Origin of the sequence: Pseudomonas sp. TH21, assembly GCF_016651025.1 — a bacterium.
GTDB classification, from domain to species: Bacteria; Pseudomonadota; Gammaproteobacteria; order Pseudomonadales; family Pseudomonadaceae; genus Aquipseudomonas; species Aquipseudomonas aylmerensis.
In genome coordinates this window covers 1,104,658-1,118,077 of sequence record NZ_JAEKEQ010000001.1, presented here as the reverse complement: position 1 = coordinate 1,118,077, position 13,420 = coordinate 1,104,658, and the positions used below count along the sequence as shown (strand labels likewise).

Annotated in this window: 14 protein-coding genes; 2 read left to right on the top strand and 12 right to left on the bottom strand. The window is 60.4% G+C overall.

Annotated elements, in window-relative coordinates:
• Position 1 precedes the first annotated feature (1 nt).
• The 3 genes from JFU04_RS04925 to JFU04_RS04915 form a co-directional block, all read right to left on the bottom strand.
• Entirely contained in the window at positions 2-1,225 is a 1,224-nt protein-coding gene (locus JFU04_RS04925) for a hypothetical protein (protein ID WP_201143603.1), read from the bottom strand.
• Positions 1,226-1,251: 26 nt separating this feature from the next.
• On the bottom strand, positions 1,252-3,777 hold the full coding sequence (locus JFU04_RS04920; protein WP_065906857.1) for a CS1-pili formation C-terminal domain-containing protein: 2,526 nt from the start codon (positions 3,775-3,777) through the stop codon (positions 1,252-1,254).
• A 107-nt stretch (positions 3,778-3,884) separates the two neighbouring features.
• Entirely contained in the window at positions 3,885-4,376 is a 492-nt protein-coding gene (locus tag JFU04_RS04915; protein WP_065906859.1) for a CS1 type fimbrial major subunit, read from the bottom strand.
• A gap of 521 nt (positions 4,377-4,897) precedes the next feature.
• Here JFU04_RS04915 and JFU04_RS04910 point away from each other — a divergent pair.
• Positions 4,898-5,446, top strand: a complete 549-nt coding sequence (locus JFU04_RS04910) for a PadR family transcriptional regulator (RefSeq protein ID WP_120447714.1) — start codon at positions 4,898-4,900, stop codon at positions 5,444-5,446.
• Positions 5,443-6,210 (top strand): siderophore-interacting protein, encoded by a 768-nt coding sequence (locus tag JFU04_RS04905; protein WP_106805047.1) that lies wholly within the window; start codon positions 5,443-5,445, stop codon positions 6,208-6,210. The genes JFU04_RS04910 and JFU04_RS04905 overlap by 4 nt, the downstream gene beginning before the upstream one ends.
• A gap of 19 nt (positions 6,211-6,229) precedes the next feature.
• Here the strand turns inward: JFU04_RS04905 and JFU04_RS04900 are convergent, their stop codons facing one another.
• From JFU04_RS04900 to JFU04_RS04865, 9 genes are all read right to left on the bottom strand, one after another.
• Complete coding sequence (locus JFU04_RS04900; protein ID WP_120447713.1) at positions 6,230-7,186, bottom strand: fimbrial protein; 957 nt, start codon at positions 7,184-7,186, stop codon at positions 6,230-6,232.
• Positions 7,187-7,314: 128 nt separating this feature from the next.
• Positions 7,315-7,863 carry a fimbrial protein gene (locus JFU04_RS04895; RefSeq protein ID WP_201143602.1) on the bottom strand — a complete coding sequence of 183 codons (549 nt, stop codon included), beginning with the start codon at positions 7,861-7,863 and terminating at the stop codon, positions 7,315-7,317.
• An 11-nt stretch (positions 7,864-7,874) separates the two neighbouring features.
• Positions 7,875-8,354: a fimbrial protein gene (locus tag JFU04_RS04890; protein WP_201146305.1), complete on the bottom strand. Its 480-nt coding sequence runs from the start codon at positions 8,352-8,354 to the stop codon at positions 7,875-7,877.
• Between the two features lie 13 nt (positions 8,355-8,367).
• A complete protein-coding gene (locus JFU04_RS04885) occupies positions 8,368-8,862 on the bottom strand; it encodes a fimbrial protein (protein ID WP_201143601.1) in 495 nt (164 codons plus the stop codon).
• A 10-nt stretch (positions 8,863-8,872) separates the two neighbouring features.
• A complete protein-coding gene (locus JFU04_RS04880) occupies positions 8,873-9,454 on the bottom strand; it encodes a fimbrial protein (RefSeq protein ID WP_201143600.1) in 582 nt (193 codons plus the stop codon).
• Positions 9,455-9,475: 21 nt separating this feature from the next.
• Positions 9,476-10,237 carry a fimbria/pilus periplasmic chaperone gene (locus JFU04_RS04875; RefSeq protein WP_201143599.1) on the bottom strand — a complete coding sequence of 254 codons (762 nt, stop codon included), beginning with the start codon at positions 10,235-10,237 and terminating at the stop codon, positions 9,476-9,478.
• Positions 10,234-11,163 carry a fimbria/pilus outer membrane usher protein gene (locus JFU04_RS30455; protein WP_342389430.1) on the bottom strand — a complete coding sequence of 310 codons (930 nt, stop codon included), beginning with the start codon at positions 11,161-11,163 and terminating at the stop codon, positions 10,234-10,236. The genes JFU04_RS04875 and JFU04_RS30455 overlap by 4 nt, the downstream gene beginning before the upstream one ends.
• Entirely contained in the window at positions 11,160-12,836 is a 1,677-nt protein-coding gene (locus JFU04_RS30450; RefSeq protein ID WP_342389429.1) for a fimbria/pilus outer membrane usher protein, read from the bottom strand. Before JFU04_RS30450 ends, JFU04_RS30455 begins: the two co-directional genes overlap by 4 nt.
• Positions 12,837-12,855: 19 nt before the next feature.
• A complete protein-coding gene (locus tag JFU04_RS04865; RefSeq protein WP_065906878.1) occupies positions 12,856-13,416 on the bottom strand; it encodes a fimbrial protein in 561 nt (186 codons plus the stop codon).
• Positions 13,417-13,420 lie beyond the last annotated feature (4 nt).

Below are 13,420 nucleotides of genomic sequence, written 5' to 3'. Positions count from 1 at the left end.
TCTAGAGATCCGAATCCCAAATCACCGAAACCTGGCCCGCGTACGTGCTGCCGCCGCGCTCGACCATCTGGTCGGCGTATGGCTTCTGGACCTCGAAATGCAAGGTGCCGGGTCGCCGGCTGACATAAAACCCTGGCTGGAACTGCTCGGTACCGGCGCCGCTCAATAACAGCGGCTGACGAATCACGGCGCCGCCGTCTTCACGGTTCAGGCCATGGGGCAGGCTGACGCTGACATCCATCGGCACTTCGTGGCCATCGGTGGTGTTGCGCAGGGCGCAGGTGTCCCCGATGACACGCTCGCAGGCCATCTGCATCTTGAAACGCGATGAAGCGGAGATGTGGAACGTCTGGTCACGGAACAGTCGAGCGGGTTTGCGGCCCTGGCTGAGCCAGGCTTGCCAGCCACCCTGGGGCACCAGCTCGATTCGGTTGCCACCGGGCGGCACGTCGACCTTCAGGTCGTGCTCCACGCTCAAGGTGAAGTTGAGAGTGAGGGCGTTTTTCGAGGGCATCATGACGTCACCGAAATCGTAATCGCCGCCCGGGCCCATGCTGTAGGTGATGCTGCCGGTGTACAGCCCACTGGACATGCCCAACGGGTTGGGCGTGCGCAGTTCGTAGGCGTACTCCATGGTGTTGACGCTCATCCTGAGCAGATCCTCGGACGGTTTCCGGCTGCAAGGGCCAGCACCTTCAGGCGTCAGCCAGAAGTACGAAGCAGACGCGGTACCTGCTGCAAGGTGGTTGGTGCTTTGGCAAGGTGAAGGCGCAGACCGCCACTGCGTAGACCAGCCGACCCCTGGCTGCGCCCACCCCGACACGCCAGGCGGTCGAGGGATCGACCAAAACCCGCCGATGCCGGCGATCCGCACTTGAACGATCTCGGTTTCCTGGGTGGCGGTATGCGTTACGGTCAAATCACGCCAATCGGACGGCACCTTGACCATGAAGCCGTGGCGCTCCTGCTCATGATTGGCAATGATCGGCGCATTGCTGGCAATCCTGAGGGTCTCGTCCCGCAGGCTGAAAATCCCCATCGCCTTGCAGCGCGCTGCAATGTGGTAACCGCAGATCGAACTGATCGGCGTGGTGTTCTCGAACTTGTTCACCATAGGGTTGCTGGGGTCCGGCCGGAAGCGCGCAGTGATGTCCTCGTCAGCCAACGCCGCGAAGGAACACAGCAGCATGGCCGTGCCCGTGGTGCGTAAAAGGAAGCTGTTCATAACCTTGGGTTTTCTCGTCATCATGCTCAACCGGCAATCTGCTCAGTGGCGGTGGACTCGGCCAACGTGTCCGGCGTGCAGCGCAAATCACCGATCATCAGCAGGTTGTTTTCACTGCGGGCCTTGGAAGGGTCGAGCCGGAACTGGCAGAGCAACTGGTTATTGCGGCGCACTTCCAGGGTCGGTGAACTGGCGTTCATTTCCAGCGAGAAGAACCCGTCGACCTCGCTCACCCCACGGGTGGCGTGATTGATGACGTGCAGGCCCTTGAGCGGTTTGCCCTGGGGGTCGACCAGGCGGCCGAGCACGGTGACGGTTTGCATCACGCTGATCTTGCGGTACTCCACCCCGCCCTTGTTCAGGTGGTAGCGCGTGCGCGGCGGCTGGATCGAGGCCGACGGCGCATGGTTGCCGTCGAAGTCGAAACTCACCGAGCTGCCCTTGTAGGCAGTGATCGGGATGAAGTTGCGACCGGGACGCAAGGCCGTGCTGCCGCCACTCAGGTCGTCGGCACGCAGGGCGATGTCGTCGACATCGGTCTCCACGTCCACGATCAGCCCGGAGCCGTTGCCGTGGTACTGGCTGGTCATCACCATCTTTTGCTGGCCGACGGCGAACGTGCTGTCCAGGTTCAGGCCGCCACTCAAGTCGTCGTTGAACGAGGAGCGCTGCAGGTAGCCGTCACCGTTGACGTACTCGTTTTCAAAACTGGCCATGCCGGACAAACCGATGCCGTAGGTGTCGGTGGTTGTCGTGGCGGACACGCTTTGCAGCAGGTGGTCCTGCAGGTCCTTGCGGTACGTCAGCGAAGCATTGTTGTCCCGGGTGCCGTCGCGGGAAGTCCGCGTGCCGATGCTGGCGGACCATTGCTCGCCCGGCGCGCCGAGGGCCAGGCTGATGCTCAGGTCGACCCCGCGATTGCGCTGCTCGCCCGTGGCGAAGCTGGCAGGCCGGTCAAACACCGACACGCGCCAGTTGGCGTCGTTGCCGAACAGGTGGGTACGTTCGGTCCACCCCAGGTCCAGGCCGACACCTTCGTTGTTGCCCTCGCTGTAGAACAGCCGGGCATTGATGGAGCGCAGGTTGCTCAGGCGGTGGTTGACCGAAATCGACGAGTTGCTGGTCTGCCCGATGAACACGTCGCGCTGACGAATGCGCGTGCCGTCGGGCAGGGTTTCGTAGGTATTGCGGGTGTCGAGCCAGCTGCGCGTGTGGTTGAACACCACGCTGCCCAGGCCGTAGTTGTACAGGCCATTGAAGTCGAGGCCGGTGCCGTATTTTTCCGTCCAGTAGACGTTGGCATACAGGCTGGCCTGGTCGGCAAGGGTCCAGTCGAACGAGGTGCCGTACTGCATGTTGTCCTTGACCTGGCGCCCAGACACCCCCAGCACCACACGCGGATGCGCCAGGTAATTGAGGGAGACGCCGGCAGTCGGGCTGCCGCTGCTCTGCTCGTCGAAGTTGCTCAGCAGCTTGCTTTCCTGGCCGGCGAACAGGTTGTAGCGCCAGCGCTCGTCGTGGTTGCGCCAGTTGTTGGGCTTGTACACCAACTCCTGGGTGGTGCTGGTGATCTGGCCGTCTTCCACCAGGCGCACTTCCACTTCATAGATGCCGCCGGGCAGCGGCCGCGTGTCGAGGCTGTGCAAGCCGCTGCCGACCGGCTGCGTGTTGATCAGCAGGCCATTGCGATAAATCTCCACCGACGCCTGACGGCTGGCGGTGACGTAGATCGGGTACACCGCAGGCTTGGCGTTGCTGATCACCAGGCTGTCAGAACTGCCGTACATCACGCCGACGGCGGTGTCGGGGCTGGCACCAAAGGTGCGCAGTTGGCGCGTCAGGCCTTCGGCATTGGGCGTGAAGTAACCCAGGCGCAGGAAGTTGCCTTCCAGCTCACGCTGGGTGTAGAGCGCGTACACCGCGTGGTTGAGGTCATCGTCATCGGGGCCGCCAAGGCGCGAGAACTGCATGTTCAGCGTCTGGCTCCACAGGCCCAGGCTACTGCTGGCGTCGACGCCGAAGCGCCCGCCGAGGTCCTGGCCTTCGCCGCCGCTGAGGTTCAACTGGTTGCGCACGATCAGGCCGGTGCTGCCGCCGGTGGGCAGGAAGTAATAACGCTGCTCCTGGGCATCACGCTCGGCGTTTTCGGTGAGCAGGGACACCGTGGAGTTTTCCAGGTTGTAGTGCACGGCCATGAGCCCCGAGGGGCAGTTGCTGGCGCAGGCACCGAGCGCCACACCCTGCTTCAGGTAATCGGCCCAGTGGTCGCGCTCTTCATCCTTGATGACGCTGCCGTCGTGGTCGGTAAAGTCGAGCAGGGTCAGGCGGTCGTCACGGGTCAGGACGATCATTGCCTCGGAGACAAACTCCTGGTCCAGTTCAACCCTGACGGCCAGGGGGACATCAAAAAAGTGCTCTTCAAAGTCCGCCGGCAATCCCTTGGCCTGGGAAAGCAAACTACGCGGTGTTGTGCCTTCGGCGGTACCTGCCGCCAACGCGCCCGCACAAAACAACAAGGCAAGCGCTGCCGCGATGGAAGTCATCGGGAACATGAACGGAATACTCTGATTTCGGACTTCAAACGCAAAACCGGTCGACCGACAGCGACTGCCTGTCGACCGGTATCGCTACCCAACAATAAGCCGGTGCTGATCAGGCCTTACTGTGTGACGCGTGGCACGTGGTCGAAGACGATGGTGTAGTTGGTGGTGAACAACCCGGATACGCCATCTGCAGGTTTGGCGGCAGCCACGACCAGGTCAGCCTGGGTGCCTGGGGTGGTGCTTGCGTCATCGGCCACTTCCAGTGGCGCGCCGGTCAGGACTACACCGTTGAAGGTGTTGGTCAGTGCGATCGCGGAGGTGCCGTTGGTCAACGAAGCGGGACCGCCTTCGATGTAGGCGTGGATCGAACCGTCAGTGTTTTTCAGGTCGTAGGTGGCGCGCAGCGAACTCAGTTCACCGGTGACGGGGTTGTAGTTCATGGTTTCGTCGCGACCGAAGTTGGGATCACGTGGCAGCACATGGAACTGCTTGGTAGGAATCGTCGCCTTGATGTTGATGACGCTGCTGGCCTCACCGGCAGCGAAAGCGCTGGAGGAGCCGATCGCCAAAGCAACGAGAGGCAGGACGAAAGCGGTCTTTTTAAGCATTTTTAGTACCTGTGGTGACATCAAATGTTAGTTGAGAAAACTGTTTTCTCGCCCCGCCGAAACCCAATAATCCGGTCTTGCGAAGCAGGCAAATAGTCCCTCGAAACGCCACTTGATGATGCCGGCCCTTTCGCGCTGACCCGTAATTAAACACGACACGCAAATTCAGAAAAAAACCATAAAATTCAAAAAGATGAATATTAACTGTCATCTTGTTATTACACGCAAACATGGACAGTACTACTTATATAAATCCGCACTCTGTAGGACATCAGCTACACACCAGAGCGGCTCTGGTTATTCCCCGCCATTAGAGCAATAACTCCACTGAACCCGCTGATGGTGTCTTCATAAAATGGTCATTTAGCCGCGCTGATTCGCTGATAAGGCCAGGCCCTGTTCGGAGGCGGCGGCCACCTTGCGCAGCCGCGTTTTCCTGTCGCTACCGTTCGTCAGACGGTTTTGCGCTTTACGTAAGATATATCTTAAGTTGTATCTAAATCAGACAGGAGAACACGACAGTGAGAGACCCTCATCACCACCGAGACCACGGTGACGACCGCGATGGCTTCGAAAAACGCCCTGGCCGCGAACGCGGTGGGCGCGGCCCGCGCGTCTTTGCGCCGGGTGACCTGAAATTGCTGCTGCCGGCGTTGATCGCCGAACAGCCGTGCCACGGCTACGACCTGATCCGCCGCATTGAAACCCTCTTCGACGGCGCCTACAGCCCCAGCCCCGGGGTGATCTACCCCACGCTGACCTTCCTGGAAGAAAGCGAGTTGATCGCCGGCGACGCCGAAGGCGGAAAAAAACGCTACACAATCACCGACGCCGGTCGTCTCTTCATAAGCGAACAGACGGTAGCCCTCGACGGCATTCGCCTGCGCATGGAGGTGAGCAAACGCTCGCTGCGCGGCCATGACCGTCCACCGGAAATCCACGAGGCGGTGCACAACCTGCGCCACGCCTTGCATTCGCACCACGGGCGCTGGAGCCCGGAAGAAATCGTTCGTGTCGCGGCGCTGCTCAACAGCACCGCCCAAGCCATTGCCGACGGGAAAGCTCAATGAATACTCAAGCCATCCACCGCGTGACCCACGAGATCAAACGCCGCCGCCTGCAGGTATTGCGGGTGGTCGACATCACCCCGCGCATGCGCCGCATCACCCTCGGCGGGCCGGAACTGGCCGGGTTTATCAGCCTGGGCAGCGACGATCACATCAAGTTGCTGTTCCCGCAGAACGCTGCCGAACAGGCCGCGCTGGAAAGCCCGACCTTCAGCATCAAGGGCGAAGGCCCGCAGCCAGCGATGCGCGACTACACGCCGCGCCGCTATGACCTGGACATCGGTGAACTGGACATCGACTTCGTATTGCACGGCGATGGCCCCGCCTCCACCTGGGCCGACCAGGCCAAGGTCGGCCAGCACCTGTACATCGGCGGGCCACGCGGCTCGATGATCGTGCCGGACATCTTCGACAGCTACCTGCTGATCGGCGACGAAACCGCGTTGCCGGCCATCGGCCGTCGCCTGGAAGAACTGCCGGCGGGGCGCAAGGTGCTGGCGGTGATCGAGATCGCCGATGCGGCGGAACAACAAGCGCTGCAAAGCGCCGCCGATGTGGAGGTGATCTGGGTGGTGCGCGGTCAGGACGACCTGCTCGACCGCGTGAAAAACCTCACGCTGCCGAGTGGCTCGCTGTACTGCTTTGTCGCCACCGAAACCAAGCTGTCGCGCCAGGTACGCCGGGTGCTGCTGGACACCCATAAGGTCAATGAGGAGTTCCTCAAGGCCGTGGGCTACTGGCGTGCGGACGGCAGCGAAGAGGAGTAAGCCTCACGCCAGGGGTGTGTCATGGCACCCCCATTACGAGTACTCCGCTGCCGCTGATGGCTCCGGCGGCAGGCAGGGAGCCTGCTCGCCGGACCAGGGAAAACGTCACATCGTCGCCCCCTGCACTGTTGGTAATTTGGGTCAGGAATGAACCGTTGACATGAACCGCACTTGCGCCACGAACAAGGGCCGTCCCCACGTCCGGGTTGGTCATTCGCAGCAGACGCGTGTCGAACGAAGAGGCGGTGCCTTTGTAAGTGATCGTGATCGGTGTACTAATCCCGCCGTCCGGGCATGAATAAGTGAGCCGGCGGTTGCTGCGGATGGTCGTGGTCAGCGGATCGGTACCGATTGCTCTCTGGTGAACATTGCCGAAGTTGATCTCGATCGGGTTGTTATTGTTGATCGTGCAGGTAGACGGGGAAATGGTGAAGGTGTTGGCGGCCGTATAAGTGACGGTGAGTTGCGGCCGGGTGGCGTCGTAATTGTTCGAACTGGTGAGGCGCAATAGCCCGAGGTTGTCCCCTATTCGCACGTCGATCGGCGTAGCCGGGTAGTTACGCAACAGAATGTAGGGGGTGATATTGATCGGGTAAGCAGCCATATTGTTCGGAATAGTGGCTATCCGAATACCCGACGGGACAGGGGTGTTATAGAACGCGCCGTTAATCCGCAATCCCGTCCCTTGAGTGCTGAACTTGGGGCCGGGAGACCAGGGCGCGCCTGCGACGCTGCCAGTGGTCCAGTAGTCCTCGCGCGAAGATGGACCTCCATCAGGGGTAAATCGACATTCCAGCCTTGCCCCTTCCATAAAAACCCGCGTGCGGTCTGCGCTCAGGGTGACCGTGACCGGCACAACCAGGTTGGGATTACCATTGACCCAGGGCCCGCCATTCACTCGGCAATCAACCGCCTGCGCGGTCGTACCGACACCCAGCAAGACGAGAGTCACGATGGCTACATGCAGTCGTTTCATTTGTTATATCTCGTGGCTTCCCTCCCCTGGCACCGCGCAGCGAATATCGGCCTGCGGTCTGGTGCCGTCCAGAAGAGAGTTGAAGTTCGTCCGAGGCCGTGGCGGCCTATGAGTTACGATTCACAGCGCTACGGGTAGTCCAGCGTAAACGTCGAGGTCACCCTGTAGGCTCCGTGCCCTATGGTCTGCTCCCTGAGGGCATCCGGCTCCCCCTGCACGTAGGCCTTGAGCTCAATGACATTGCTGCCATTGGCCAAAACCTGTTCGTCGCTGACTTTGTTCACGGGCAATGGCTTGTTACTCAGCGTCTCCAGACCGAGCCCGATACCCGAGGCACCATTGCCGCTATCCAGCGCGAACAACCCGGGCAGCGCCCGGTTTTCCACACCGCCGAAGGTGATGGTCACCGTGTTGCCGATGGTGGTGTCGCAGTCTTCCAGATGCAGCTTGAAGCCTTTGCCCACAGAGCGCGTGTTGATGTAGAGGTGCTTGCTGGTCAGGTCCCAGAGCTCCAGGGTGATTGCCTCGTCGCCAGGCCTGATGTTGCAGGCCTGTTCAACCAGGTTGCCCTTGAAATTCAGGTTGTCCGTCGCAGACGCCTCGGGTATCAGGCTGAAGACTGGCACCCAGGCCAGCACGGCGCACAGCCACCTGGGATGAACACTCTCATGTCCCATGGATTCAACTCCTACTGGTATTCGGCCAACAGCGTGGCCACCGCTGTGAACCTTGCGGGGGCCAGCGTTGCACCCGGCTGTTTGACCGGCACGACTTCCAACATCGGCGGGGACGACACGGTTATATCCAGTGGCGTATTGAGTCGAAACGGCAGGTTATTCTGGAATATCCGAATGCCCAGGCCTGTCGCACTGGTTTGCACAGCCGAGCCGTCGAACGTCGTGGGTGTGCCGTTGACACTCAACTTCAGCACCCACGGGAGCGTGGCGCTACCACAGCTGATGATGTAGCCGAGCGCTCGGCGGTATCTCACGCCATCGACTCGCTTGACGCCGACATCGCCGAAATCGACTTCGATCGTGTTCCCCGCATTGATCGTGCAGGGCGGTGGCTCATTGAGCGTCCCGCTGAACGTCAAGTTGGCCGAAGCACTGCTGCTCAGGCCGATCAAACACAAGGCGAGCAAGGCCCGCTGCTGCCCGCATGTCATTGCGCATTCCTCATCATTGGTAATCGACCACAAGCGTGGCGGCGGCATCAAATGCGCCCCCGAGCAGGACGCTGCCCGCGCGCTTGACCGGTACTGCCTGCACGACGGGGAAGTTGGGATAGGTAAAATTCACGGCCGCATTCAGCGGCCAATCCGCACCGTTGATGAACAGTTTCACCCCAAGATTCGGGTTGCGGGTCGAGAGTACGCGAGCATCAAACGAGGCCCCCGTGCCCCTGAGTTCAAGTCTCATGGCGTTGCTGAAAGGGGCATCACAGGTGACGGTATAAGGCACGTTGCGACGGTAGTTGATACCGTCCACCCGTGACGTCAGAAGGTCATTGCCAAAGGGCACATTGAGCGTACTCGCGCCGTTAATGATGCACGGCGGAGGTGCGATGATGACCGCGCGGATGATCAGGTTGGTGTCGGCCTGCACACCCTGGCTGGCGACCCACAGCAGGCCTGCCCCAATAAGAATGGCCCGCGGGCCGACTGCCTTGGTCATTACATTGGCCTCACTCATAACTGAGCCTGAAATCCACTACGGCGCGGAAGGCCCCACTGGTCAACGGCGCGGAGGTGCGCGTGGGTTGAACATTCCAGGTCTGGAGACTGCCGCCCTCGGTCAAAAACAACGGTTCGCCCCGGGAGCCCAGTTGCACGTCCCGACCCAAGGCATCGGTCAACCGCAGCCCCATCCCGGTGATGCCTTGCACTTTGACCAGCCGTGGATCATCGGCATCGGCAGGCGCGAGAAACGTGACCGACAACACCGGTTGATGGGAACTCCATGCCAGGTTCCCGGTACGCTCGCTGCGGATGCTGCCGGCGGTGCGCTGGCAATCCTGGAAGCGCAGCTGGAATGCCCTTGATGGCGCCTGGTCGCCAGGTCGTAGCAGCAGGCTGGCCGACACGGCGCCCAGGTCAATCGTTTGATGGCGCGATGTCATCTCCAGGCTGCAAGGCGATTCATGCATGGACCCGTTAACGTTCAACCGCCCACGTTGGCCATCGATGCCTTCGTCATCCTCGGCGCCTACTCGCGCCGCCAGGACACATAACACGCAACCCAAGACTTTCACGGTGTGCGACTTCATGACGTTCTCCCGCAGCAGGCGCTACTCATTAGGCGATGAGACCTGCGCGTTCACGGTGCAGGTTTCGCCACTGCAAGTGAATGCCAGGAGCGGGCGTCCACCGTAATCGTTGACGTAGGCCAAATACGGCGCCTGGCCAAGTGCCGTGGCCGTTGGCCCCAAGGCCAGCGTCCCCTTGGGCGGGATCATCACCGGTTCAAAGCCCGCCACGGTTTTACCGTCTTTGCTGGCGCGCGCGTCCACCAGGGACACGTAGTAAGGCGTGGGGTTATTCACCTGGTATCGGTCGCCCTGCCGGGTCAGGGTGAGCTTTTCCTGCCAGGGGTTGGACAAGTCCTGCTGGCTGGGCATGATGGCTTGGGGGCGGTAGAACAATTTGATGCGGGTCTGCAGCGCAATTTGCAGGGTGTTGGATTTGTCGCTGCGCGGCGGAATTTCCCGCAGGTTGAAGTAGTAAACAGTCTCGCGATCCTGGGGCAACGATTTGACCGCCGGCAACGCCTGAACTTTCACCTGGCTTTGTTTACCGGGCTCCAAGCGTTGAACCGGCGGTAGCACGATCAAGGGCGAGGTGATTTTGTTGCCCTGCTCATCCTCGATCCACCCTTGGGCCAGGTACGGCAACTGGGTGTTGTTATTGGTGATGTTCACGCTGGTGGCATCCTTGCCACCCTCAAAGATCACACGGGTGCGATCCAGGCCAACCGCAGCGTTGGCGGCCGGGTTCAGGCCTGTAGCCAAGAGTGCGAAGAGCAGGAATCTAGAGCGCGTATTGAGCATCATGAGGCGGGGTTCTCCGTATCGGTACGCTTGCCGGTCAGCGATGCTGGCTCGGGTGAGGATTGATCAGTGGCTACACTCTGGCAGCGCAGTTGCAGGGCATCGCTCAAGCTGTCGGCTGGCAAAACCACAGGGAGCGTGAGCAGGCATTGCTCGAGGCCACTCCAACTGACAATCATCTGCTCACCGGCCTGGATGCCACTCAGGTAAACAGCACCGCCGTCGTTCACAATCCCGGTGTCCTGCTGTTTTAGGTTCTTCACCGTCGCGCCGAAGGGCGGTGAACTGCCATCCGGCAGGCGCAGCACGGCCATGGCCTTTTCACCGGCAATCACCTCCAGCGATCGATAACCGATGGCCCCTTCGGTGAGTGTCAGTTGCGTCACCGACTGCGTGGCTTCGACGTTGCTCGGCAAGCTCTCCAGGTCGACACTGGCGGCCGTGCGCTGGTAGCTGCTGATATCGGAGATCACCGCCTTGCCGAAAATGTTGGTGCGGGTCGACACGCCGTAGCCCCGCACAGGCACGTCGGGTACCCCGCCGGAATCGATCATCAGACGGGTTCCGCCAACGGCATTGGTTCGGTGCAGGGCTGCGCCGTAGGGCGTGAGTGTGCCGCCACCGCGAACAGACGCACTGAGGGTCCTGCCATTGCCTTGTTGTGTGCTGGCGCTGAGATCGATGTCAGCCTGGTCGCCAATATGGCTCAGGTAACCGCTGGTAGAGTTGTCGCTTGCACTGAGCTGATAGCTATTGCGCTCATCGAGGCGGTCACTGTAACGCGTGGCATAGCTCTCTTTGCCCGAGGTCCTGCTGCCATCCAGCGACAGTGTGCCGCTGCGCCCCAATGGCAGGCTGACAGTCAGCGCCATTCCGCTATCCTTGTAGGCGTATTCCTGACTGCGGTACATATTCAGGGACAGGCTCATGTTCCTGACTGTCCCCAGATTAAAGTAGCGCGACATGGACAGGTTCCAGCGCTGAGTGTCCGGGCGCCCCAATACGTCTGTTTGTTGTAACTGGCGTAGACGGTCGCCCCAAGGTCACGAAACTGTTTATTGAGCGTCACCGTATACAGTGACTTGCTGTCGCCAATCGGTTTCCAGCCCTCGATGATCTCTACGTTTTCGATCCCGCCGAGCTCGCCGTTCAACCCGTAATGGCTGGCGTCCAGGTACTCACTCATGCTCAAGTAGTTTTTCTCGGAAAACCGGTAGCCGGCAAACGTCACCTGGCTGTCGTACTGCTCGAAGTGCTTGGAGTATTGAAGGCGGTAGGATTTGCCCGAGAGCGCCTGATTCCACACGCTGGCGTGGGACTGGGTGACATCCAGCGATACGGCGCCGAACGCCAACAGGTCACGACCGGCGCCGACAGACAACGCACGGTAGTTGTTATCGGTGATAGCACCGCCGAACAGCGACCAACCATTGCTGACGCCCCAGGAGAACTCACCGGTACCGAAAAAATTGCCATTGGCGCCGTATTGAAGATCGGAGGGCCGCCCTACCGCCAGCTTGTAACGAACCTGGCCAGGACGCGTCAGGTAGGGAATGCCTGCCGTATCGATCTGGAAGGTGTGGACCGAACCATCCTGTTCTTCCACCCGTACATCCAGGGTGCCGCTGACGGCGTCATTGAGGTCCTGGATACGATACGGGCCTGCAGCGACCAGCGTTTCATACAGCACGCGGCCCTTCTGGCTGATAACAACCCGGGCGTTTGTCTTGGCGACGCCCACCACTTCCGGGGCATAACCGCGCAAGTTGGGTGGCAGCTGGCTTGCATCCGAAACGAGTGCGGCACCGGTATAGCGGAAGCTGTCAAACAGGTCCGAATACAGATAGTCCTCTCCCACCGTCAGGCGCGCCTTCAGCGCAGGCACTGCGCGATACGCGTAGTAACGACTCCACTCCAGTTGTTGTGGATCGCCGTACCCACTGTCGAGGCCTTTTTCGACACGCCCCTGCCAGTCCGCCCTCAGGCGCCAGGCGCCGGCATTCGCCCCCACGGTGCCGTTACCCGTCAAGTTGTTACGGGTGCCGTCATTCTTCTGGTAGCGGGACTGCGCCGTCATGTTGTAATCGATCAGCAGCCCCGGCACGCCCTCATCCCAGCGGGAAGGCGGGTCCCAATTGATGGCGCTGTATTCAAGGTAGGCCTGGGGCACGCTGATGTTCAGCGTGGAGGTGGCCAGATCGCCACTGACCTCCATGCCCGGCAAGCTTTCTATATCCAGGCAGTCATGGCCTTTCCACCACTTGAGTTCGGCAGCACTCGACACTTTCAGGCCCAGCAGGTCCACAAGCGCCGGCGACAGACAGGCCTGGCTGCCTTTGGGATCATTATCGGGGGGAAAGAACGCCACCGATTGCTCGGCCATCGCCTGATTATTGATCTGCACCACCATCGAGTAAGTACCAGGCAGAATAAAACCGCTGCGGGCAAACCGAGACAAGTCAATATTGGTCCGATCACTTAGATCGAGGACGTCTGTATTGAACTCAATATCCCCGCTCGCCATAGCCGTGCTCGGTAATAATATCAACCCACTAAAAAAGTTTGAGCGCAGCGTATTCTTGACCTTCGCCGTATTCAACATGCAAGCAACCCATCAAAGTTCAGAAATATTCCAACTTGAATCGCACGGTGGCGCGGTGTGCTCCGGCCACTATGGGCAATCCGTTGCCAACAAAATGAAGCGTGAAGTGCAGCGTCATGTCGCCTTCCGCCAAGGGGTGCGGTGTCATCGGCTGACCGGGAATACTCAATTGGCCAACCGAATCTTGGATATTGAGAGCAACACCTTGCGAGCCACCCAATACAGCAAAAGAGCGACCCTCCCTGTCGGAGGGACCGTCAAATGTCACCCGCAGGTGCTGCCAGTCGGGCAGCGTTACCCCGGGGCGTAACGGATCGGTGCGACTCAATGTGCAATTGACCAGGCGCAGCTGGAAGGATTGGTCGCCGCCCCTGGCGCGTCGTAAAAACCGGCCGATAGGCTCAGGGTCCATATCGATGGTTTGATCGACGCTGACCAACTCCAACCCGCAGGCCGAGTCAACGACCTCTCCTCCCAGCGTGACGAGCCCATCCCCGTGCGCAAGCTCCTGGGCAACCCCCCAAGGGCTGGCGAACATCGCCAAAGAAGAGGTGATAGCGAGACTTACGAATGTTTTCACCAGT